The sequence below is a fragment of the Deinococcus sp. Arct2-2 genome, from assembly GCF_004801315.1.
GTDB lineage: Bacteria > Deinococcota > Deinococci > Deinococcales > Deinococcaceae > Deinococcus.
This window is the reverse complement of record NZ_SSNW01000033.1, coordinates 31344-53225: the sequence shown is the minus strand read 5'-3', so window position 1 is coordinate 53225 and position 21882 is coordinate 31344. Positions and strand designations below refer to the sequence as shown.

Annotated in this window: 19 protein-coding genes; 8 read left to right on the top strand and 11 right to left on the bottom strand. The window is 61.7% G+C overall.

What is annotated here, in order from left to right; translation table 11 throughout:
- Nucleotides 1-792: 792 nt before the first annotated feature.
- The 5 genes from E7T06_RS21845 to E7T06_RS13885 form a co-directional block, all read right to left on the bottom strand.
- The gene (locus E7T06_RS21845; protein WP_240741061.1) at nt 793-1275 is read right to left on the bottom strand and encodes a hypothetical protein; all 483 of its coding nucleotides are present in this window, start codon (nt 1273-1275) and stop codon (nt 793-795) included.
- Between the two features lie 50 nt (nt 1276-1325).
- Nucleotides 1326-1751: a DUF4142 domain-containing protein gene (locus tag E7T06_RS13900; RefSeq protein WP_136366383.1), complete on the bottom strand. Its 426-nt coding sequence runs from the start codon at nt 1749-1751 to the stop codon at nt 1326-1328.
- A 187-nt stretch (nt 1752-1938) separates the two neighbouring features.
- A complete protein-coding gene (sthA, locus tag E7T06_RS13895; RefSeq protein WP_240741060.1) occupies nt 1939-3447 on the bottom strand; it encodes a Si-specific NAD(P)(+) transhydrogenase in 1509 nt (502 codons plus the stop codon).
- Nucleotides 3448-3602: 155 nt separating this feature from the next.
- The gene (locus E7T06_RS13890) at nt 3603-3905 is read right to left on the bottom strand and encodes a putative quinol monooxygenase (protein WP_136366382.1); all 303 of its coding nucleotides are present in this window, start codon (nt 3903-3905) and stop codon (nt 3603-3605) included.
- Nucleotides 3906-4271: 366 nt separating this feature from the next.
- A complete protein-coding gene (locus E7T06_RS13885; RefSeq protein ID WP_136366381.1) occupies nt 4272-4973 on the bottom strand; it encodes a 50S ribosomal protein L25/general stress protein Ctc in 702 nt (233 codons plus the stop codon).
- A gap of 325 nt (nt 4974-5298) precedes the next feature.
- Here E7T06_RS13885 and efp point away from each other — a divergent pair, with 325 nt between their 5' ends.
- The 3 genes from efp to accC all read left to right on the top strand — a co-directional run bounded on the left by efp (nt 5299) and on the right by accC (nt 8071).
- Complete coding sequence (gene efp / locus E7T06_RS13880; protein ID WP_136366380.1) at nt 5299-5856, top strand: elongation factor P; 558 nt, start codon at nt 5299-5301, stop codon at nt 5854-5856.
- Nucleotides 5857-6109: 253 nt separating this feature from the next.
- On the top strand, nt 6110-6643 hold the full coding sequence (gene accB / locus E7T06_RS13875) for an acetyl-CoA carboxylase biotin carboxyl carrier protein (RefSeq protein ID WP_136366379.1): 534 nt from the start codon (nt 6110-6112) through the stop codon (nt 6641-6643).
- Nucleotides 6644-6733: 90 nt separating this feature from the next.
- Nucleotides 6734-8071 (top strand): acetyl-CoA carboxylase biotin carboxylase subunit, encoded by a 1338-nt coding sequence (accC, locus tag E7T06_RS13870; protein ID WP_136366378.1) that lies wholly within the window; start codon nt 6734-6736, stop codon nt 8069-8071.
- Nucleotides 8072-8151: 80 nt separating this feature from the next.
- Here the strand turns inward: accC and E7T06_RS13865 are convergent, their stop codons facing one another.
- The 3 genes from E7T06_RS13865 to E7T06_RS13855 all read right to left on the bottom strand — a co-directional run bounded on the left by E7T06_RS13865 (nt 8152) and on the right by E7T06_RS13855 (nt 10211).
- Entirely contained in the window at nt 8152-8340 is a 189-nt protein-coding gene (locus tag E7T06_RS13865; RefSeq protein ID WP_136366377.1) for a hypothetical protein, read from the bottom strand.
- A 207-nt stretch (nt 8341-8547) separates the two neighbouring features.
- On the bottom strand, nt 8548-9615 hold the full coding sequence (locus tag E7T06_RS13860; RefSeq protein WP_136366376.1) for an aminopeptidase: 1068 nt from the start codon (nt 9613-9615) through the stop codon (nt 8548-8550).
- A gap of 287 nt (nt 9616-9902) precedes the next feature.
- A complete protein-coding gene (locus tag E7T06_RS13855; protein WP_136366375.1) occupies nt 9903-10211 on the bottom strand; it encodes a hypothetical protein in 309 nt (102 codons plus the stop codon).
- 179 nt (nt 10212-10390) lie between these two features.
- Here E7T06_RS13855 and E7T06_RS13850 point away from each other — a divergent pair, with 179 nt between their 5' ends.
- From E7T06_RS13850 to rnr, 3 genes are all read left to right on the top strand, one after another.
- On the top strand, nt 10391-11191 hold the full coding sequence (locus E7T06_RS13850; RefSeq protein WP_136366374.1) for an exodeoxyribonuclease III: 801 nt from the start codon (nt 10391-10393) through the stop codon (nt 11189-11191).
- 123 nt (nt 11192-11314) lie between these two features.
- A complete protein-coding gene (locus E7T06_RS13845) occupies nt 11315-12037 on the top strand; it encodes a hypothetical protein (protein WP_136366373.1) in 723 nt (240 codons plus the stop codon).
- A 376-nt stretch (nt 12038-12413) separates the two neighbouring features.
- Nucleotides 12414-16565 carry a ribonuclease R gene (rnr, locus tag E7T06_RS13840; protein ID WP_136366372.1) on the top strand — a complete coding sequence of 1384 codons (4152 nt, stop codon included), beginning with the start codon at nt 12414-12416 and terminating at the stop codon, nt 16563-16565.
- A 209-nt stretch (nt 16566-16774) separates the two neighbouring features.
- On the opposite strand, the gene E7T06_RS13835 is transcribed toward rnr, so the two are convergent.
- Together E7T06_RS13835 and E7T06_RS13830 are read right to left on the bottom strand one after the other, a co-directional pair.
- Nucleotides 16775-17863, bottom strand: a complete 1089-nt coding sequence (locus tag E7T06_RS13835) for an App1 family protein (protein ID WP_136366387.1) — start codon at nt 17861-17863, stop codon at nt 16775-16777.
- Nucleotides 17864-18340: 477 nt separating this feature from the next.
- The gene (locus E7T06_RS13830; RefSeq protein WP_136366371.1) at nt 18341-19138 is read right to left on the bottom strand and encodes an SDR family NAD(P)-dependent oxidoreductase; all 798 of its coding nucleotides are present in this window, start codon (nt 19136-19138) and stop codon (nt 18341-18343) included.
- A 101-nt stretch (nt 19139-19239) separates the two neighbouring features.
- Here E7T06_RS13830 and E7T06_RS13825 point away from each other — a divergent pair, with 101 nt between their 5' ends.
- Complete coding sequence (locus E7T06_RS13825) at nt 19240-20523, top strand: S8 family serine peptidase (RefSeq protein ID WP_136366370.1); 1284 nt, start codon at nt 19240-19242, stop codon at nt 20521-20523.
- Nucleotides 20524-20844: 321 nt separating this feature from the next.
- Nucleotides 20845-21015, top strand: coding sequence for a hypothetical protein (locus tag E7T06_RS21265; RefSeq protein WP_168733539.1), 171 nt, complete (start codon nt 20845-20847; stop codon nt 21013-21015).
- Between the two features lie 20 nt (nt 21016-21035).
- Here E7T06_RS21265 and E7T06_RS13820 read toward each other — a convergent pair whose 3' ends face one another.
- Nucleotides 21036-21872, bottom strand: coding sequence for a hypothetical protein (locus E7T06_RS13820; RefSeq protein WP_136366369.1), 837 nt, complete (start codon nt 21870-21872; stop codon nt 21036-21038).
- Nucleotides 21873-21882: the final 10 nt, after the last annotated feature.

Below are 21882 nucleotides of genomic sequence, written 5' to 3'. Positions count from 1 at the left end.
GTCTCCATTGTCGGTCAGACTGAACTCCTCCTCCACAGAACCCTAGCAAGATCAGGGGATCCCCGCCCTTTCACCACAGGAGGCTCGTCTGAAAGAACTGGAGCGGGAACTAGACATTGCGCGACAGGAACGGGATATTCTGAAAAAAGCATTGGCCTTCTTCGCGAAACAACCCTGATTTTCAGCTTCATCGAGCGGCACCAGGACGAGTTCCCAGTGGAACTAATGTGCCGGGTTCTCGAAGTCAGCATCAGTGGGTACTACGCTTCGCGGGGAAGGCCGGAGAGCGAGAGAATCACGAAAGACCGCGTGTTAACGGCGAAAATCAAGACAAGTTTTGAGGACAGTCGGGGAACGTACGGAGCGCTGCGCATCAAAGCCGACCTGTGCGAGCAGGGAGAGCAAGTCAGTCGTCAGCGCATCGGGCGACTCATGCGACAAGCTGCGCTTGTCGCGCGTGGGAAGCGGAAATTCCGCACAACGACCAAGTCGAACTCTTCGCGCCCAGTCGCAGAAAACATTCTTGCCAGAGCGTTTACCGCTGATCGCCCGAACCAGAAGTGGGCCACGGACATCACGTATTTACCCACCCGGGAAGGCTGGCTGTACCTGGCCACGGTCATGGACCTGTATTCACGGAAAATCGTCGGCTGGGCGCTGAGCGAGCGACTTCACACGCCGCTGGTCACGGCGGCGTTGGAAATGGCTGTACAGCGTCGGCAGCCACCAAGCGGGCTCTTGCACCACTCGGACAGAGGAAGCCAATATACGAGCGAAGTGTATAAGCAGGCATTAGACAGATTGCATGCTGTTCAGAGCATGAGTGAGAAAGGAGAATGCTGGGATAACGCCGTCCAGGAAAGCTTTTTCGCGACGTTGAAGACAGAGTTGGGTCTGAGCGAAGCGCAGTGGGGTCGTGCCCAGACACGAACAGAGGTTTTTGAGTGGATTGAGGTGTTTTACACCCGCCGCCGTCGTCACTCCGCGCCCTGCTACCGATCCCCAGTAGCCTTCGAAGAGCAAGTCACCATCCCGAACTGAGCCTCCACCAAACCCTTGACAGATCACCTTGGGCGCTTCACGGCTGTGTGGCGCGACGTATCGCTTCACCTGCCGCTCGAGCTGCTCTACCCGCTTCTTCAGGCGCGCATTCTCTTCGATCAGCTGCTGGATCTGCGTCGCTTGTTTGCTCTCCCGCTTGATCAGACGAGTGATCTGGGCTGCTTGCTCAGCAAGCAGTTGGAGCAATGCTTCGCGATCAAGCTCCCCCGACACGACCCCAGCCTACTGAACTCCACCTCATTTCGCCAAGTTTCACGGACACGCTAATCAGGTACCGCATGGCCGTCAACCTGTACTTTCTTGTACTCGGCGTCAAACGCCGCGCCCGACAGAGTAGTGAGATTGTTGTACTGAAGACGCTGATCTGCGCCGGGCTTATCGGCAATCTTGATGCCTTTCGCCTGCGCTAAGGCCTTCAGTTCAGCTTGTGCCTTGGTGTGGGCGGTAATCATCTCTTGGGCATAAGCTTTGATGGAAGCGCTACTGCTCTTCTTGAGTGCCAATTCCGAGGTTTGAATCTCGGTGAGGTTGCTCATGGACATCACTTCCATAAACAGAACATCGGTATCGTTGGACGTTTGGGCGGTACTCATGCCGCCAGAGGGCATATTCTGTGCGCCGCCTGCCATAGATGCAGGCACACACAGGGCGAGGCAAGTCGTCAGGGCCAATAAGGAGCGTTTTTTCATGGGAAACCTCCGGGAAATGAACTCTCAGAGGTTTCCATAGTAGGGCGGGCCAAAGATGACAGGAGCTTTCGCCCCAGCTTGGGCTGGGCCAGAGACAATATTGAGTGGAACCGTTGCTGGACTAAGAACGGGCCTGCGAACTATTGAGCTACTACAAATCTGGTCATATTTCCTACAGTCAAAACCCTTAGACGACTTCACCTACTGCCGCCGCAGGTTCGAGCTTGGGTTCTAGCGCGGGCACGCTGCCCAGCCTATTAATGCCGTCGAATGCAGCCGTTTTGTAGCATTCGGCCAAAGTCGGGTAATTGAATACCGTGTTGACGAAGTAGTCCACTGTGCCGCCAAAGGCCATGACCGCCTGACCAATATGAATCAGTTCGCTTGCGCCGGTGCCGATGATATGAACGCCCAGCAGTTCGCGTGTTTCTAGGTGGAAGATCAGCTTCAGGGTGCCTTGCTCGTCGCCAATAATCTGGCCGCGTGCGATTTCACGGTACTGGGCCTTGCCGATCTCGTAGGGCACACCCGCTGCCGTCAATTCCTCTTCATTTTTGCCCACCGTACTGATTTCGGGAATGGTGTAGATGCCGTAGGGGAACAGCTCCGGCACGCTTTGGGTGGGAATGCCGAAGGCGTGGCACGTGGCGAGGCGGCCCTGCTCCATGCTGACGCTGGCGAGGCTGGGAAAACCGATTACGTCGCCCACCGCGTAGATGTGATGCACCGCCGTCTGATAGTGAGAGTTGACGGTAATCCGGCCCCGCTCATCAGCGCTGAGGCCCGCCGCTTCTAGGTTCAATTTGGCGGTGGCTCCCACGCGGCCAATCGAATACAGCACCATGTCGCTCACAATTTCTTTGCCGCTGGCGAGCGTCACGCGCACGCGCTGGCCTAATTGGTCGGTGACCTGTTCCACCGTTTTCACGGCCTCGCCGAGCCGCAGGGTCATGCGGTTCTGGCGCATCTGGTAGGCCAGCACATCCGTAATTTCAAAATCTACGAATTCCAGCAGGCGCGGGCGCTTGTCGATCAATGTGACGCGCACGCCCAGCGCGGCAAACATGCTCGCGTACTCGCAGCCGATGACGCCGCCGCCGATGACGGTCACGGTGCGCGGCAAGCTCTGCAAGTCCAAAATATCGTCGCTGATGATGATGCGTTTGCCGTCGAAAGGAATATTGCGGTCACGCGCCGCCTTCGTGCCCACTGCGATGACGATGGTGCGGGCCGTCACGTCGCGCCAAGCATCGCCCTGACCGCGCACATCACGGAGCCGCACTGTATTTGGCCCGATAAACGACGCTTCGGCATTGATCGTTTCCACACGGTTACGGTGCAACTGATGGCGCACCACGTCCAGTTCGTGCGCCATCACGCTGCTGGTTCGCAGCAGCAAATCCTGCACCGTAATATCGTCTTTGACTGAATAAGACGAGCCGTACAGCCCGCGCTGGTTGTAGCCGCTGAGGTGCATGATGGCTTCCCGGAAGGTCTTGGATGGAATCGTGCCCGTGTTGATGCACACGCCGCCCACCACCGATTTGCGCTCCACCACTGCCACTTTTTTGCCCAGCTTGGCGGCCTGAATCGCGGCCCGCTGCCCGCCGGGGCCGGAGCCGATGACCAACAGGTCGTAGGTAAATTCTGCGGGAGCGCCCTGAACTGGAGTAGACGGGGAAACGGTCTGCATCATGTGACAACCTCGCGGGGAGAAGGAAAATGCAGCCCTCAGCCAAACGACGGTGAGGCAACTTTGGGAAGAAACCCATTGTGCCACGCCCGGATTTTCTATGTGAACAGGCGTCTACATCAGCCGCGCCGCCGTGACTTGATGCCGCTCTGACTCAATTACATGATCTGCGTAACTGCGCCCGCCTCCCAAGCCGTAATACTGAGGTCATTGACGCCCATGCCCTGCACGGCGGCCACCGCTTCGCCTACCCCCGGCAACGCCAAATGCGTTTGCATGTCGGTCATGCTTTCCCACTGCTCGGTAATAAAAAATTGCCCCGGCACTTCCAGATTCTCGGAGACCACATACAGCAAACACCCCGGTTCGGTGCGCGTATGGGCCGCCAAACCCTGCAACATTTGGCGGGCGGTGTCGTGGTGGGCGGCGGGAAAGGTCAGACTGCCATGCGAAAGAATCATGCGGTGCCTCCGAAAGCTGGATTGTGGGTGCCGTAGTGTTGCTACTGTGTTGTCGGTGCTGTGTTTACCTTGCCCGATTTGCAGGCGAAGGCGGCGCAAGCCCCATTACACTTGGCCTCGTTGGTTGTTGATTCCTGCAAAGTTGTGGGGAGAGCAACCCCCCCGTTGCTGGCGCAACGCCCCCCCTTAGAGGGGAGGACTTAACAGCTTTTGCGCTCCCCTCAAGGGGGCTGGCTGCACAGCAGACTGGGGGGTTCGCCCAAAATCGTGAACTCTAAATGCTTATGACCGTTCTACAAACCACAAAAACCGGAACACCCGCGTAGGGCATTCCGGCTGAGATGAAAAGATTGAACTTGCTTAAGCTTACGCTTCGGTGCTGTCTTCGCTCTCGCTGGCAGCGGCGGCTTCGGCCTTGACTTCTTCGATGCTCGCGTCGCCTTCCAGCACGGCAGCGGCGGCTTCTTCGGACAGTTCGCCCGCAGCAACCATGCCCGCAACCTGAACGGCTTGCGTTTCGGCGGCCAGTTCGTCGGCGCTCATGCGGGGAGCCAGCAGGCTGATGACGACGGTATCTTCGTCAATGCCTAGCTTGACGCCTTCGGGGAGCTTCAGTTGTCCGGCGGTGATGTGGTCACCGATGTTCAGCTTGCTCACGTCCACCGAGATTTCTTGGGGAATGCGGCGTGGGCCGGGGGCGATGATGGCGAGGTTGTGAACAACGATGTCCACGAGGCCGCCCATGACTTCGCCTTGGCTCTTGCCTTTGGTGTGTACGGGCACGCTGACGGCCACAGGCTCGCCGTAGGTGACCATGTAAAAGTCGACGTGGATGGGCACGCGGCGGCGCTTGTCCATCTGCACGGCTTTCACGAGGGCAGGAAAGGCTTCGCTGCCTTCGACGGTGATGTCGAAGATGCCCGTCGTACCCTGCTTGCGGAAAGCGCGGTCAAAGGCTTTCAGATCAAGGGTAAAGCTGACGTTGTTGCCTTTGTTGTAGGCGACGGCGGGGATCGAGCCTTCGGCCAGTTTTGACTGAGGAATGCGGGGTTGGGCGTTTAGTTCCATGCTGGGTGACTCTCCTTGGGGGTGTCTCTCGTCTGGCCGCCTCGCTCTCTTCCGTATCCTAGCTTCGTGGCAGGGGTGCGGGGGCGGGCGTCAAGCAACCGTGACAGTGTAGCAAAACTGGGGGATGGGTGGAAGGGCTTGGCCGCACGCGTTGATGACCACTCTGGCCGGAAATGCAGGATGCCCGCTGCGCTGAACGCCAATGCCTCTGCTAGAATCGCTCCTGTTGCCGCGAGGCCCCCCGCATTGCTGCCTCTATCTGATGGCGGTGTGCCCTAACCCTAGGACACGGAGGCGGCCCCGGCCTGCACAAGGAGAACCAAACATGATTAGCGTAACGGAACTGAGAAACGGCACCAAAGTGGAAATGGACGGCGGCCTGTGGGAATGCCTCGACTACTCTCACCTGAAAATGGGACGTGGCGGCGCGAAAGTCGTGACCAAGTTCCGCAACATGGAAACGGGCAGCATCGTCGACCGCACCTTCAACAGCGGTGAAAAGTTGCAAGACATTTTCGTAGAAGGCAAGAAGATGCAGTACCTCTACCGCGACGGCGACGACTTCATGTTTATGGACATGGACACCTACGACCAAGTGAGCTTGCCCCCCACGCTCGTGGGCGACGCCGCCAAGTTTATGAAGGAAAACACCGACGTGGAAGTGCAGGTGTACGGTGAGAAGGCCCTGAAAATCACCTTACCCAACATGGTGGTTCTGAAAATTACGCAAACCGACCCCGGCGTGCGCGGCGACACCGTGTCGGGCGGCACCAAGCCTGCCACGCTGGAAACGGGCGCAATCGTGCAGGTGCCCCTGTTCGTAGAGCAGGAAACGAGCGTCAAGGTAGACACCCGCACGGGCGAATACCTCAGCCGCGCTTAAGGCTCACTGCATCTGCCTGACCGTTTTTGCCTAGAAAAGCCGCCCTGCATGACGTGGGGCGGCTTTTTTGGACTGGCGTGTTGACCGGGCAATGACACAGGCGTTTGTGGTTAGACTCAGTGCAGACAACCCGCTGTTTGCTTGACCTCTGCTGTCCTCTCACCGTTTGCACGGCATGATGAGCGGCGACGTTTCATTCCGTTTCAGTTGAAGACCCAGCTCTACCCACACGAAACACATTACAGGAGGGGCCATGAACCCAGAAGACCTCAAACGAATCCTCGACGCCCTGAGCGCCGCCGATGTCCGTGAATTCAGCCTGAAGACCGGCAGCTTCGCCCTTGACCTCAAGCGCGGCCCGCAGGCGATGGGCGGCCCCGCTTTTGCCCCCAGCGCCAGCGTGTCTAGCCCCAGTGGCCCCGCCGCGCCTCAGCCCGCGTTTGCGCCTGCACCCACCGCCAGTGGGCCTGCCGCGCCCGCAGATGTGGCCCCCGCTGCCCCTACCGAAGCCGCCCCAGAAGTGCCTGCCGCTCCTGCCAAGGTAGCCAGCGCCGGAACGCCCGTCAAGGCTCCGATTGTGGGCACGTATTACGCTTCTAGCAGCCCTGACGCCGCGCCATTCGTCAAAATTGGCGACAGCGTAAGCGCGGGCCAAGTGCTGTGCATCATCGAAGCCATGAAGCTGATGAACGAGATTGAAGCCGAAACGGGCGGCGTGGTGCGCGAGATTTTGGTCAAGAACGCCGATCCGGTGGAATACGGGCAAACGCTGTTCATTATCGAATAAAGCGGATCGTGGATGGTGGAGCGTGGATCGTGGGAAACAGCGGTCTTTCGACGATCCACGCTCCACGATCTGATCTTCGCTGGAGGCACAATGTTCAAGAAAATCCTGATTGCCAACCGGGGCGAAATTGCCCTGCGTGTCATTCGCACGGCCCGCGAAATGGGCATCAAAACTGTGGTGGTGTACTCCACCGCCGACGAAAAAAGCCTGCCGGTGCTGCTGGCCGATGAAAGCGTGTGCGTGGGGCCGCCCGCCTCTAATGCCTCTTACCTGAATATTCCCAACATCTTGTCGGCGGCCCTGATGACGGGGGCGGAAGGCATTCACCCCGGCTACGGGTTTATGGCCGAAAACCCCGATTTTGCCGAAATGTGCCGCGAACACGGCATCGTGTTTATCGGCCCCACGCCGGAGAGTATGCGGGCGCTGGGCAGCAAGGCGGGCGGGCGCGAAATTGCCGCCAACAGCAACGTGCCTGTGGTGCCGGGAACAGGCGTGCTGGAAGACGTGGACGCCGCACTGCTGGCTGCCAAACAGGTGGGCTATCCGGTGTTGCTGAAGGCCAGCGCAGGTGGCGGCGGACGCGGGCAAAAAGTCGTTCGCACACAGGAAGAACTCAAGTCGGCCTTCAATCAGGCGCAGGAAGAGGCGCGGCTGTACTTTGGCGACCCCGCCATCATCATGGAAAAGTTTTTGGAGGAATTCCGGCACGTAGAAGTGCAGGTGATGGGCGACGGCAAAGGCCACGTCATTCATATTGGCGAGCGCGACTGCTCTATTCAGCGCCGCAACCAAAAGCTGATCGAGGAAGCGCCCAGCACCCTGCCTGCCACGCTGCGCCAAGAGATTTTGGATGCGGGTGTGCGGCTGGCCCAGCATGTGAACTACGCCGGGGCAGGCACGCTGGAATTCATCGTAGACCGCGACGGCCACTACTACTTCATGGAAATGAACACCCGGATTCAGGTGGAACATTGCGTGTCCGAAATGATTTCCGGGCTAGATTTCGTCAAGATGCAGCTTCAAATTGCGGCGGGCGAAGGCTTGGCGCTGAAGCAGGAAGACATCGTGCTGCGCGGCCACTCCATCGAATGCCGCCTGAACGCCGAAGACCCCGACAAGGACTTCCGGCCCGCTGCGGGCAAAATAGAAGAGGTGCATTTTGCAGGTGGCCCCGGCGTGCGCGTGGATAGCCATGTGTACACGGGCTACGTGATTCCGCCGCATTACGATTCCCTGATCGGCAAGCTGATCGTGCATCACGACACCCGCGAACTTGCCATTGCCCGCATGAAACGTGCGCTAGAAGAAACCGTGATTCAGGGGCCGAAAACCACCATTCCGCTGTACGTGAAGATCATGGACAATCCGTTTTACAAACGCGGCGCGGTGATGACCAACTTCCTTAAAACTCGCATGGAGATGTAAGGCGAATAGTACAAAAGATGAACTGGCCCGCAAGCAAGGCCAGTTCATCTTTATGTCGTTTACTGTCGAGGCTTTCGCCTTTACATCTTCCGGTCTTCAGCAATCTTGCCCAGAATAAAGAAGGTGGGTGCCCAGTGGCCTACGAACAGGCCGTCGCGCTCTTTTTCGGCTTCCTGTTTGCCGTCTTCCGACTTGCCCTTCAGGTAATTGGCGGCAGAAACAGCAATAGAAGCGAAGCCGAGGATGTACAAAAGGTTAGAAATTTTCATGAAGGCACCTGCTTTGGGAGTGAAGAGACTTGGAACTGTAGACGGACGGGCGTGGCATACAGCGCAGGTCAATCGCGTCTTCTGACGAACACGGCCCAACTGTGGCGCGGCTCCGTGAGGGCAAACGTGAGTCGGCACAGCATGTAAAGACTGCGTGCAGATTGGGTCAGAAAAGATTAAATACAGCTACAAGGGGCAATGAGGGTGTCATGTTCCATCACCGCGTAAACAAGCTTGCCGCTCCCCTTGTGGTTTGGCGGCACAGGCTTTGGCCCCCGCTATAAACGCCGGAATATCGCCGCCCACGCGGGCCAACAGGCGCTGAAAATCGGGCACGAGAGAAGCGTAAGCGGCCACCGCCCCTAGCGAAGCATTGTTGACGCCGCGTGCGAACCAGCCGTCGTAGCCGCTGTAGCCGCCCCAACTGGCTTTGAGGGCGGCGTATTGGGCCTGCAAGCCGTCCAGCACGGTCTGTTTGCCAGCCCTCATCTGCTGGGGCGAGAGGGGTTGGGAATACAGGCGCTCCAGTTCGGCGCGGGTGTGCAGCAACAGTGCTTCAAAGCCTGCCGCCCGCTGCTGTGCCAGTCGGTCTTGCTCGCGCAGTTCGGGGGTGCCGTAGGCTACCAGCCAGCGCCGCATGCCTTCCTCTTCTATGGTCACGGCGTAGGACTCGTTAAAAATGGTGTCGCCCGCCACGTACAAACTGGGATGAGACAACTCGTGAATGACCGTGCGGATGAGGCTGGCATCGGGGGCGCTGAGCATGCTGGACAGCACCGGGTCGCGCAGGTAGCCCAGCGTGCTGTAAGCGCTCACGCCGCCCACCGTCACGTCTTCGCCCGCTGCACGGCGGGAAGCGGCGTAAGCCCGCGCATCGGCCTCTGCAAAGTAGCCCCGGTAGCCCACACAGCCCGCGATAGGAAAGCAGGACGTGTACAGGTCAATGCCTAGTTCGGGCGCACGGAACACGTTCCAGACCACCGCAGACCGCCCCAGTTCTACGTAAGTCTGGAAAGAACCGTGATCGGGCAAACTCAATTCGTTGATGGCAAAGGCCCGCACCCGGCCCACCAATTCCAGCTTGCGGCGCGTCTCGGCAGGCGTTTGGGGATCGGTCAGCACCGCCGCCACCGGACGCGCCCGCCGCACCAAGTCCAGTTGCCCGCCCGCCGCCTGAGCCAAGTAGCGCACGTCGGCGCAGCCTGCAAGGAGGGCCGCAAGCCCAGCGAAAGCCGCCAGCATCAGCCAGCGCGGACGAACAAAAGAACGGGCCATGACTGCCAGTGTAGGCGTCGTGACCCGTGGAGAGGTTGGATGTTGCGTTGTGGGACGGTGGGGGAAGGGCGTCTAAGGGTCTAGGGTCGAAGGGTCTGAGGAAGGGCAATCGCTGGCGCTCAGTCACCCCCTCCCCAGCCCTCCCCCCTCAAGGGTGAGGGAGCAACACCACGCTCTCTGCTTTTGCCGTTAGCCCTCGCCCCTTGTGGGAGAAGGGCGCTGCAGAAGGCAGCGGGGTGAGGGGGCCACCTAGCCACGAACTCGCCCTAGCACCTCAGACCCTCAGACTATTTATCGAACTTGCCGTACCCCGCCGCACTCCGGCGCTGTGCCCCGCGTGCGTAATCCATCTGCATCTCTACTGTTTCGTGCTTGCCGTCTGTGAAGGTATTGGAGTGAATCCAGTAGTTCAGCTTGTCTTCGCCCAACTGCACCCAGAATTTATGCTCGTCTTCGGGATCGCGCCAGAACACCACATGGTCGAAACCGTTCTTCTGCGCCCAAGCGTCCACATCCGCCAGAACGCGGACGGCCTTGGGGTGAGGCATCTGAAAATCGCTGCCATCGGATTCGTTGCGGAACTTGATATCGGCCATATGACCTCTAGCCTAAGCGATCCCCGGTGGACTGAGGGTAGAGATTGACTAAGCGTCTGCTAAGTATTCCCTCAAGCAGTGTCGCTTGACGGCCCGCAGAGCAGACCGAGGCGGCGGAACGGGCAGCCACTTTTTCTGCACCCATGCGCCAACGAGGCGGGGCGCTATGCTGCCCTCAGATGACGCCGGACACCCCCGACCTCCCCCCCACCACCGGGGCGCGAACCAGCCTGAAAGTTGCCACCCTCAACGTAAACGGCCTGCGGAGTGCGCTCCGGAAAGGGCTGGCCGACTGGGTAGAGCGCACCGCCCCCGATGTGCTGCTGCTTCAGGAAGTGCGGGCCGACCCGATGCCGGACGCCTTACCGGGGTACGAGGGCGCGTGGTTTCCGGCGCAAAAACCCGGCTACAGCGGCGTGGCTATCCTGTCGCGCACGCCGCTGACCGATGTGCGCGTGGGCCTGCTACACGACGCCCTAGACGCCGAAGGCCGGGTACTGAGTGCCGTCATTCAGGGGGTGCGATTTGCCAGTGTGTACCTTCCCAGCGGTAGCCGGGGCGAGCGCCAAACCTTCAAGGATGAGGCTTTAGGCGTGTTTCAGGGTTGGACAGAGGCACTGCTGGCCGAAGGACTGCCGCTGGTGATTGGCGGAGATTACAACGTGGCCCACCAAGAACTTGACTTGAAAAACTGGCGCAGCAACCAAAAGAACAGCGGCTTCTTGCCCCATGAGCGCGAATGGATGACGGCGCACTTGGCAGGCGGCCTCACCGACACCCATCGCGTCAGCTTGGGCGACTTGCCCGCCTACACGTGGTGGAGCAACCGTTCTGGGGCCTTCGACAACGATGTAGGCTGGCGCATCGATTACCTGTTGGCCGCTGGAATCGCGGTAGAGGGCGTGCAGGCAGACCGGTTCGCCCGCCTCAGCGATCACGCGCCGATTGTGGGAACGCTGATGCTAGACGAGCCGGAGTGAATTGTTGAGCGTCTTTCCTCACACACAGTATTTGACAGGCTTGTGTTGGGGGAAAGCGGATAGCTTGAGCACAATAAATACTGAATTTAACTGATCCACCTTCCTTCTGTCCAAGGAGCCGCTATGCACTTATTCCGGATGCTTCTACCCGCGCTGCTCCTTTGCCTGACAACTCCCGCTGCCTCTGCCCCATCCGATCAGTGGAAGCGCCAACTGAGCCAAATCCTGTGCAGTACGCCTTGCGCGGGCCAGTGGCACAGCCCCCAAGTGGCCCCGGACGGCCAGTCGGTGACGGTGGCGGAAACCAAGGGGGCCGTGACCTCGCTCTGGAAATTCAGTTGGGGCGCGGCAACCAAAAAGGTGCTGATCTATCAGGGGCCGGTCTTGTTGTGGACGCTTGACCTCGCGCCCGCGCTGGTGGTACTGAAACCCGATTACACCTTGCTGAGCTACAACATCAACCAGAACAAGGTGATCTGGAGCCGACCCGTGGCGATGCTGGGAACTGCGCCCACGTCGCTGACACCGCTGATTCCCGGACGGATACTGGCCCTGACCAACCGGCCCGGCATCAGCGCAGACAACACCGAGTTGCGCGACAGTAAGAACGGCGACGCCCTGCAGACCGACCCCCGATTTCAGGTGCAACTTACCCCCAGCGTGCCTCAACAGTTCCCTGAACCCCTGCCCAGTGCCGACCTGAAAGTGAAAGAGCGCGTGCAGCAAGACTCGGTGGCGGCCCAGCTTGGCAATCCGGTGGGCAATGGGGGAGGCGCGGTGCGGCTGGACGTGTATCAGTTCATCGCAGACGAGGTCGAGTGTGTGGCCTGCGGTTTCAACAAGTAGAAGCAAGGGCTGAACGAATCTGAGAGAGGTGGTGCAGACCTTCAGCCGTCCAGCACGGCTTCCCCACACCCCACTGCTGTCCCCCACTCTTTAAGCGTCGGCGTAAGCTAGGGCACGCGGCGCGGGCGGGGCCATGTGTTAAACTGGGGGTGCTTCCGGGTGGTATGAGGAAAGCGCCCCCGCAATTTCGTCTGGCCTATAGGGTTTGGCGGTAGCGCGGATGCAGGGCGGCCCCCCGTGACAAGCGATCTCATCTATCCCCGTGGGCGGCCAGTGCTGACCGGGGCGTGCGCGGCAAACAGGGCCAGTAGGCCGGGGCCGCGCGCCCCACACGAAATCAGAACCCACGGGCAGCAAGCTAGACCCCAGGTGCGGAATGCCTAAAGTGAACAAGGGGGGTGCGGCGCAGAGCGCAACCAGCGTCAGCGCCGACTCCGAACAGACAATGAAGCCCGACACGGCGCAGGCCAAGAAGGGACAGCAAGGCAAGCGGCAGCGCACGGCGATTACGCCCGCGCAGGCTGCGCCCCAACCGATGGCGGATGCCGTCAAATCGAGCAAAAAAACCAGCAAGAGCAAACCTGCCGTTGTAGAACAGGAAATTGCGGCAGAAGTTGCAGCGCCCGAAATGGAGCCGCTGCTGACCGTTGCCGCAGAAGCGCAACCCACCGAGGCCGCGCCAGCACGCGCTAAGCAGGGCCGCAAGGTTCCAGCCAAAGCGGCGGCGCAAGCTGAAGCAGATGTGCCAGAGCCTCAGGCCGAAGCCCCCGCGACTGTGGAGCAGCCCAAAACTGCTGCACCCAAGCGGGGCCGGAAGGGAGTCGTGGAGGCCGCGCCCGCTGAAGCTGCCGCCTCTCCCCTGCCGGAAGCAGAAGCTGTAGAAGCCGCCCCCGTTGAACCCGAGGTGGCAGAAGTGGCAGTGGCCGAACCGGAAGCGCCCCAGCCCGCCGCAAAAGCCAAGCGTGGGGGCCGCAAGGTCAGTGTGCCAGCCGCAGAAGTGGCCGAAGTTGAGCCAGCCCAAGCGGAAGCCGTCGCTCCTGTCATGCAGGAAACTCCGGTGGAAGCCGCGCCTGTAGAGGTCATCGCCGCCACAGCCAAACGCCCCCGCAAGGCCAAAGCCGACGCGCCCGCAGTGGTGCTGACGAGCGGCACGGCAGACAGCAACACGGTAGAAACGGCGGTGCTGGAACTGGCCGAAGCGGTCAGCCCTACACCCACAGACGCCGCCGCGCCCGCCGATGTAGCCGCCGAACCCGTCCTGTTGGAAGTCCCGATCAAGACCCGCAAAGGCCGCAAAGCTAAAGCAGTGGCCGATGCACCCGTTGAGGAACTGCCTTTGACCGAGGTGCTGAGCGGCGTGGAAGCTGTGCCAGTCGAAGCGGAAGCAGCCCTAGAACCAGTGGTAGCAGAGGCTATCACCGAGCCGAGTCGCGCCAAGGGCAAAGGCAGAGGCAAGCAGGCCGAAGCCGCGCCTGTAGCAGTTGAAGCCGGAGCGACAGAGCCGGAAGAAGCCGAGCCAGCGCAAGTGCAGGCCAACGCTTCTGACAATACTGACGCAGAGGACGGCGAAGACAACCAGAATCCTGCCCGCGACATCGTAATCGCCCAGCTTCGCAAGCTAGGGCGGCCCGTGCATGTGCGCGACCTAGAACGCACCTTTACGCGCCAGACCATCTCGCGGATTGGCGACTGGCGCAGTCTGGAAGCCTTGCTGGACAACCTGACGGAAACGGGCGAAGTCGTCCGGACTCGCCGCCATACCTACGGCCTGCCCGAAGCGATGAGCCTCGTGCGGGGGCGCTTTCAGGCGTCGGCAGCGGGCTTCGGCTTCGTGGTGCCCGACAGCGGCGGCGAAGATTACTACGTGGCCGAGGGCAACACGATGGAAGCTTGGAACGGCGACATCGTGCTGGTGCGGATGGAAGGACGCGGTGACACTGGCAACGGCTACGGCACCAGCAACGGCAAGGGCGGCCCTCGCCGGGGCCAACGCGGCGACGGCAGCCCGCGTGCCAGCGTGGTACGCATCGTGCAGCGGGCTTACAAACAGCTCGTGGGTACGCTGGAATTCCATCACGGCCACCCCATCCTCAAGCCCGACGATCACCGCGCCCGCCACCGGATTCTGGTGTTCCCAGAAGGCATAGAAGGGCTGGAGCAGGGCGCACGCGTGGTCACCGAGTTGTACTGGCCCGAACACACCGGAGAGGATGAAGTCTTCGGGCAGATCAAGCGCGTGCTGGGCAACGAGGACGATCCCGAAACCGAAACCGAAGCCGTGATCGTGAAATTCGGTCTGCGCGGAGAATTTGCGCCGGAAGCCGAGGCGCAGGCCAACGCCATTCCCGCAGAGATTCCGGCAGAGGCGCTGGCCGGAAGGCTTGATCTGCGCAGCTACAACATCTTTACGGTAGATGGCCGCGACGCCAAAGACTTTGACGACGCGATTCATATCCAGCCGACGCCCGAAGGCACCTTTGTGGTGGGCGTTCACATTGCCGACGTGAGCCACTACGTTCCTGAAGGCACGGCGCTGGATGAGGAAGCCTACGCCCGCGCCACCAGCGTGTATTTGCCGGGACGGGTGCTGCCCATGCTGCCCGAACACCTCAGCAACGGCGTGTGCAGCCTCGTGCCGTACCAAGACCGCCTGACCATGACGGCGCTGGTGGAACTCTCGGCAGAGGGCGACATCTTGAAGGTGCAGCTTGCGCCCAGCGTCATCAACTCCAAGGCCCGCCTGACGTATGACGAGGTGCAGGCCTACAGCGAAGCCACCGCTACGCTGCCCGAAGCCGCCCGCCAACTGGAAGGCGACCTGCACCTGCTGCTGAAAATTACGACCAAGCTGCGCCAACGCCGTCTGCGCGAAGGTTCGCTGGATTTCAAAATGCGGGAAGTGAAAGTCGACGTGGGGCCAGATGGCCGCATGGAACTGACGCCGATCCGCGAAGAAACCGCACGCGGCATGATCGAAGATTTGATGCTGCTGGCGAACAAAGTGGTGGCCCACTATCTGCTGGAGCGCGAGATTCCGACCCTGTTCCGCATTCACGAAGAACCCACCCTGCAACGCTTTCAGGACGTGACGGCGGCGATTGGACGCTTGGGCTTCTCGTTCCCCGGCGGCGAACCCACCCCGCAGGCGTATCAGGCGGTGCTGAAGCAGGTGCGCGGCACGCCCCGTGAAAGCGTGGTGAATACGCTGCTGCTGCGCTCCATGCAACAGGCCAAGTACGCTGGGGAGAACCTAGGTCACTTCGGGCTGGCGTTCGAGGAATACCTGCACTTTACTTCTCCGATTCGCCGCTACCCCGACTTGATGGTTCACCGGGCCTTGCGCGGCGTGCTGAACGGCGACCTGAAGGCTGGAAGCCGCGCCGTGGGGCAGTTGCAGGCCAAGTTGCCCGATATGGGCACGCACACCAGCGCCCGCGAACGCACGGCCAGTGAAGCCGAACGCGACCTGACCAAGTACTATCAGGCGAAGTGGGCGCAGGAACACTTGGGCCAAACCTTTGCCGGAAACGTGTCGGGCGTGGTTGCCAGCGGTCTGTTTATCGCGCTGGAAAACGGCGTGGAAGGCAAACTGCACATCAGCAACTTGGATGACGACTATTACGTGTTTATCGAAGATGCTGGGATGCTGCGCGGACGCAGCCGGGGCCGCAGCTACCGCCTCGGGGACGCCGTGAACGTCACCATCAGCACGGTCAATCCGCTGGCCCGTCAGACCGATTTCAACTTGCAAAGTAGCCTAGACACTCAGGAGAACGACATGGATTCCGAACATAAACCCCGCGCCCGCCGCCGCGATGACCGCGAGCAGGAACGCCGCGAGAAGTTGCAGAGCGTGCCCACCAGTGCGCCGCGCAAGTTCACGCTGGATGATCCGGCTCCCCTTCCGAGTGCGGCGGCTCCAGCTTCTGCTGCCTCTTCTGCCCGTCCCAGTGGCCGGGGAAGGTACGAGCGCGGCGAAAGAAGCACGCCGGAACGAGGCGAAGGCGCGACGTTTGGCGGCCAACCGATGAACAGCGCACGTGGCAACAGCCGTCCCGCTGCCGCTGCTTCTTCCGGTAATGCGGGCGGTGGACGGCCCCGGCGTGTGATTACGCTGGAGCGCCCCCGCAACGAGCACCTGCGCCCCGTGAACATCACCGTGCAGCGCATGTATTTTGGCGACTGGACGCTGGATCATATGCCGCCCGAAGAAACTCAGGGTGGACGCAGCAGCGGAGGCCGGAGCTTTGAGCGTGGCGGCGGCAGCGAGCGGGCTTCCTCTGAGCGCGGTGGGCGCGGCTATACGCGCGGCAGCAATGACCGGGGAGCCGTACAGCGCGTGAATGGCCGCCAACAAAGCACGCCACGCCCGCAGCAAGCCGCTGCACCCCAAGCTCAGGCCGCCGCACCCGCGCAGGCTGCATCGGTGCAAAGCGCACAGGCTCAGGCTGCCCAAGCAGACGATGCCAAACGCCGTCGCCGTCGCCGGGGCCGCCGGGGTGGAAACGGCGGGCCAGCATCGGGGTAAAAACCCGTCAGTGGTGAGTGGGGAAAGATAAAGAATAAAAACAACCGCTGGGGAAACTTGGCGGTTGTTTTTTGCTTACTTTTTCTGCCCCGAGAAGCCTTGGGCAGTGGTTTGTACGTTCCTGCTTTCTGTCCCTGTGATCAAGGTGAGTGATCGCAGAGGGTTGCCCTTCCTAGACCCTTAGACCCTAGACCTTTAGACCGCCCTTCTCAGCTCTCGTAACTCCGCGCCACACTCGTCAGCACGCTGCGAAATTCTCCGGGCGTGATCAGGCCCATCGCCATGGCGTGACTGGCGGCATTCAGGCTGTCGGAGGCCAGCACCAAATCCACGCCGTCTTTGCGAACTTCGGCCCGCAGTTTGCCCACGCCCTCATCGCGGCCCGCGCCCGTAACGTCGCGGATGTACACAGCCAAAATCCGTCCGGGATGCTTGCGAACCACCTCGGCATAGATTTCGGGGTCTTTTTCGCCGCTGTCTCCGACCAACACGAAGTTGAGGGTAGGAAAGCGGGCCAAAATACGTTCGATGACGCCGTGTTTGTAGCCCCCGTGCCCGGCCAGCAAATCCACGCCCCAGTTCCGCAGGAACATCGGCCCCAGCGGAATGCGGCGGTAATCCAGAAATTGCCACAGCAGATCGAAGAAATTCCAAGGGCTGCTGGACACGTAGAAAATCGGATTGCGGGCTTCGCCGTCACGGGTCAGGGCGCGGTACAAAGCCCCTACGCCCGCAAACGGCAGGCGGGTGCGGGCATTTCCGGTCAGGCTGGTCATCAGCATGCGCGGCAGGCTCGTCACGTCCGACTGCATTACCGTATCGTCAAGGTCACTGATAATCCCGAACCGGGCGTCGGCCACGACCTGCACGCGGGCGCGGGTGGCTCCCTCTCGGCCTTCTATGCTGAGGCTCGCCTCGTGCCAGCCGCCCGGCAGCGGTGTGGGCGGCGCAAAAATCAGGGTGAAATACCCGTCGTGATCGCTGATACCACTGACCGAAAGGCCGTTGAGGACGCCCGTCACCTTCACCCCGCCCACCTCGCGGGAAAACAGGCGGCGCACGATGTTGCGGAAGTTGCGCCAGCGGGCGTCCCCCTTCTTGGCAGGCGCGAGTGTACGCGGCAGCAGCACGCGGCCCGTCAATTCGGCTTCCTGCGGCGTGCCCCAGCCCACATACGGTTGCAAAATCATTTTTCCGCGTGCCCGGCGGGGTTGTACATACCCGCTGATGGCGTGATCAAGGGCCACCACCGACCGCTCTAGCACCGGAAGCAGCACCTTGAAGGCGGTTTTGAGCAGGTTGGTGGTGGGAAGAGTGGACGGAGCAGAGGCATTCTGGGGCGAACTGGAAGCCGGAGTCACCCGGTTAGTGTAGGGGCCGGAGCGGGGCCAGCGGGCGGAGTGAGGTTGAGAATTTGTGAACGTGGGGCAGTGGTCAAGGCCAACTTGGGATCACAGGTAATCCGCAACAGGGGCGAAGGGCGTCACCACAATGGTTCGGACAGTTTTCAATTTAGTGATTCCTACTCTGTTGGGCAACGCTTGACAGACACAAAGCTGGAAGGTGAACCCCCCCGTTGCTCACGCAACGCCCCCCCTCAAGGGGAGGACAAAGGCTGGTGCGCTCCCCTTTAAGGGGGCTGGCTGCGGACTGGTACAGCTGCGAAGCAGAGCAGACTGGGGGGTTTACACGCAGCGTCAAGTCTGAACGTTGTTCAGTCATACAAGCATCAATAATCCTGTATTAGACCCTTGACCCTCAGACTCCTGTTCCCCCTACTTCCCCTGCGGATCGTGGGCATACCGCCGCCCGATGATGCGCCGCACCACGAAATCGCCCACTGCCGGAAACACCGTGTTCAGCACCACGACCGCGGCGTAAAACTTGGGCACGATCACTTCGGCGCGGGGGCGCTCCAGCACGTCGGCTACGGCGCGGGCGACCACTTCCGGCCCCGGCATAGGCAGGCGGGCCGAAGCCGTCATTTCGCTCTTCACGAAACCGGGGGCCACCAGACTGACGGTGACGCCCGTACCCTGCAACTCCCGCCGCAGGGCCAAGGAAAACCCGCGCAGGCCGAACTTGCTGGCCGAATACACGCCGTTGGTAGCCACCCGCCCCGCCACCGAACCGATATTGACGATGTGGCCTGCCCCGCGCCGCCGCATGTCGGGCAGGGCCAGCCGCGTCAGCTCTATGGGCGATTCCAAATTCACGCGCAGCACGCGCAAAGGATCGGCGTCATCCCACCACCAGCCCTGCTCTACGGTTACACCAGCATTGTTGATCAGGACATCTATTGGCCCGAACTGTGCGGCAGCGGCAGCCAGCAGCGCTCGGCGCGAGGCATCGTCGGTTACGTCGGTGGGCACGGCGATGACGCGCACACCCGTAGGGTCAAGTTGACGGGCCAGCAGCCCCAGTTCATCGGCGCGGCGGGCGGCCAGCACCAGCTTGTGCCCCCGCGCCGCCAGTTCTACGGCGGTGGCCCGCCCAATCCCGCTGGAAGCCCCCGTCAGCACGATGACTTTGCTGATAACGGCGGCGCTCGTCTGGCCTGAATTGGCTGTCATTCGGTCATGCTACACGCGTGTAAGCCCACTTCACGCAGAAGGTAGGCAATGCACAAACGCCGTCTCAGACGAGCATCAGACGTGCGGGGCAGACTGGCGGGATGAAGAACCGTTTTGGCGGCCATGTTCGCGCTGCCGTGTGTGGTGGCTTGCTGCTGGGAGGCGCTGGACTGTCCTTCGCCGCCCAGTCCATCACCGCCATTCCTGCGCTGCCGCCCCGCCCCACGCTCCCCAGACCCACTCCGCCTACACCGAAGCCGCCCAGCACCTTGCCGGAACTGCCGCCCACCTCTTCCCTGTCCGCGCCCCTGCCAGAGTTGTCGCCCACTCAACCGACAACGCCTGCACGCCCAAGCACTCCAACTCCAGCTCCTTCAACCGCACAGCCCGGACTGCCCCGCCCTACCGATCCGCTGTATGCCCAGCAATGGAATCTGCGGGCCATCGGGTTAGAAGGCGCGTGGGCGCAGCTTCCTGCCGTCATGTCACCTGTGACGGTGGCCGTGCTGGACACGGGCTTGATCGCCTCACCTGAATTGGCGGGCCGGGTCATCAATGGCTACGACTTCGTGTCGGACGCGGCGCGGGCAGGCGACGGCAATGGGCGCGACGCCGATGCAGCGGGGGCCGGGGCGCTGGCTAATCACGCCGAAGTGGTGGGCAATATCATCGGCGCGGCGCACGATGGGCGCGGCATGGCGGGCATCGCGCCGCGTGTGCGGGTGGTGCAGGTGCGCGTGGCGGGCGTAGACGGCCTGATCGACCCCCAAGATTTGGCCGATGGTCTGCGCTGGGCGGCGGGCCTGACGGTGGCGGGCGTACCCATCAACCCGAACCCGGCCCGGATTCTGAACCTGAGCTTGTACGCCGACTTTGTGCCCCTGACCCGCTGTGACGTGCGCGTGCAGACCGCCGTAGACGCCGTAACCGCACGCGGCGCGTTGGTGATTGCCGGGGCCGCCAACGACGGCAAGGACGCCAGCGGCTACTCTCCGGCGGGCTGCCGCAACGTGCTGACCGTGACCAGCGTGACCGAGGCGGGCGTGCGTCCCAGCTACGCCAATTGGGGCCGCGCGGTGGCGTTGGCCGCACCCGGTGGGGAAGTTGGGCACGGCGTGGTGGTCAGCAGCCTGAGTGGAGTGGGTGGCGTGCGCGAACCCAACGGCACCAGTTTTGCCGCCCCACACGCGGCGGGCGTGGCAGCCCTGCTGCTGAGCGTGCGCCCCAAGCTTTCGCCCGCGCAACTGCGGAGCCTGCTGACCCGCACGGCCACGCCCTTTCCCGGTGGGAGCTGCGACCCTGATCCGGCCCGGAGTTGCGGCGCTGGCACGCTGAACGCCGAAGCTGCACTGAGGGCGGCGCTAGCATCGGTGCTGGGGAAGTAGTGCTGGGAAGTAGGGTGCGAGTTATACAAACAGGCTGCGGGAAATAACGCCAATCTGACTCACTGCCTCCCCTTTCTCACCCTGCTATTGCGCGTCTCATCCGTGTTTGGCGCACCATCAATGCAGACGCCGCACACCCACTTGCTCCGGGGGCGTCTTGACAATCTGCCCATGTGCCCGGAACGCGCATGGACGACCAAGACGAGGCCGGGAGATGAACGCCCCGGCTTCTTTATTTGTGTGGTTTCTACAGATTGACGACCTGAACCGGGACGTGTCGCCCACCGCTTTTACCTAAGATAGAGTCATGAGGCTTTTTTCTTGAACGCTCCGGCATGGCGGGTGTGGCTGGTGGTGGCGCTGGTGTGCGGCTGGGGCATTCTCAGCATCCGGTTCGTGCAGCGCCAAGAATGGCCGATGGCGGGCCTGTGCGTGCTGCTGCTGATTACCAATGCCGTGACCCTGTGGCGACTGACCAAGCACGGCAAGTAGAGGACTTTAGTTGAGCCTGTTTAGCTGAGTCTCCGCCGCTCTAGGCGCTGTCCGGGCGTGCGGGAGGCGCGAATCAAGACTTGGGTGGGCAAGACCGCTCGCGGCGTCATCCACGTTTGAGACGGCTTGTGCAGAGCCCAGCCCGCGCCCAATGTGACGGCGGCGTGTTCCACTTGCCCGCCCGCACTGCGCCACACCAACACGGTGCCAGGTTGATCGTCCATGCCGCCAGACCGCGTGTGGGCCGCCAGAAACGCCTCGAACGGCTCGCGCTGCATCCATTCCAGTTCCGCGCCCACTGTGCCTGCGGCGGCCATGACCGTGCCAAAGCAGTTGGAGCCGCTGCCCGCTGCAAATGTTCCGGCCAAAGCGCGGGCACGCGGCAGCAGTGCTTCGGCAGCTTGCCACACGGCATCCGGCACCTGTTCGCGCTGGCAGGCCGACGATTCGGCAGACACGGCACGGGCCACGATTTCGGGCGTCAGCATGGACGACCACCACACGAAGCGCCCCCGCTGAGGCTCTGGCAACAGATCGGCAAAGGCTTTGGCATGGGGTAGATTGCCGCGCCCATACCCGATTTGCAGGCGCAGCAGTTGACGGCGCACCGGAATGCTCAAGCCGTTCCAGTCAGCTTCGGACAGCAGAGCCACCCGGTTTGCAGCGGAATCGAGAGCCCACAGGGCAAACGTGTCGCGCAATTCGGGAGACGGGTTCCACTCGGCAGAGGCGAGGGTGGGCAGTTTCAGTGCAACCGCCTCAGCCTCGGTCAGAAAAAACGGCTGCACGGGCGGGGCCAGCCATTCGGCCCAGCGTGCCAATACGTCCGGCGAAACCGGAATATTCAGCACGTTCATATCGGCCGCC

Excerpts from the sequence above, each read along its gene's own strand:
- E7T06_RS13900 (WP_136366383.1), bottom strand. The coding sequence starts at position 1,751 with ATGAAAAAACGCTCCTTATTGGCCCTGACGACTTGCCTCGCCCTGTGT.
- sthA (WP_240741060.1), bottom strand. The coding sequence starts at position 3,447 with ATGATGCAGACCGTTTCCCCGTCTACTCCAGTTCAGGGCGCTCCCGCA.
- E7T06_RS13890 (WP_136366382.1), bottom strand. The coding sequence starts at position 3,905 with ATGATTCTTTCGCATGGCAGTCTGACCTTTCCCGCCGCCCACCACGAC.
- E7T06_RS13885 (WP_136366381.1), bottom strand. The coding sequence starts at position 4,973 with ATGGAACTAAACGCCCAACCCCGCATTCCTCAGTCAAAACTGGCCGAA.
- efp (WP_136366380.1), top strand. The coding sequence starts at position 5,299 with ATGATTAGCGTAACGGAACTGAGAAACGGCACCAAAGTGGAAATGGAC.
- accB (WP_136366379.1), top strand. The coding sequence starts at position 6,110 with ATGAACCCAGAAGACCTCAAACGAATCCTCGACGCCCTGAGCGCCGCC.
- accC (WP_136366378.1), top strand. The coding sequence starts at position 6,734 with ATGTTCAAGAAAATCCTGATTGCCAACCGGGGCGAAATTGCCCTGCGT.
- E7T06_RS13865 (WP_136366377.1), bottom strand. The coding sequence starts at position 8,340 with ATGAAAATTTCTAACCTTTTGTACATCCTCGGCTTCGCTTCTATTGCT.
- E7T06_RS13860 (WP_136366376.1), bottom strand. The coding sequence starts at position 9,615 with ATGGCCCGTTCTTTTGTTCGTCCGCGCTGGCTGATGCTGGCGGCTTTC.
- E7T06_RS13855 (WP_136366375.1), bottom strand. The coding sequence starts at position 10,211 with ATGGCCGATATCAAGTTCCGCAACGAATCCGATGGCAGCGATTTTCAG.
- E7T06_RS13850 (WP_136366374.1), top strand. The coding sequence starts at position 10,391 with ATGACGCCGGACACCCCCGACCTCCCCCCCACCACCGGGGCGCGAACC.
- E7T06_RS13845 (WP_136366373.1), top strand. The coding sequence starts at position 11,315 with ATGCACTTATTCCGGATGCTTCTACCCGCGCTGCTCCTTTGCCTGACA.
- rnr (WP_136366372.1), top strand. The coding sequence starts at position 12,414 with ATGCCTAAAGTGAACAAGGGGGGTGCGGCGCAGAGCGCAACCAGCGTC.
- E7T06_RS13830 (WP_136366371.1), bottom strand. The coding sequence starts at position 19,138 with ATGACAGCCAATTCAGGCCAGACGAGCGCCGCCGTTATCAGCAAAGTC.
- E7T06_RS13825 (WP_136366370.1), top strand. The coding sequence starts at position 19,240 with ATGAAGAACCGTTTTGGCGGCCATGTTCGCGCTGCCGTGTGTGGTGGC.
- E7T06_RS13820 (WP_136366369.1), bottom strand. The coding sequence starts at position 21,872 with ATGAACGTGCTGAATATTCCGGTTTCGCCGGACGTATTGGCACGCTGG.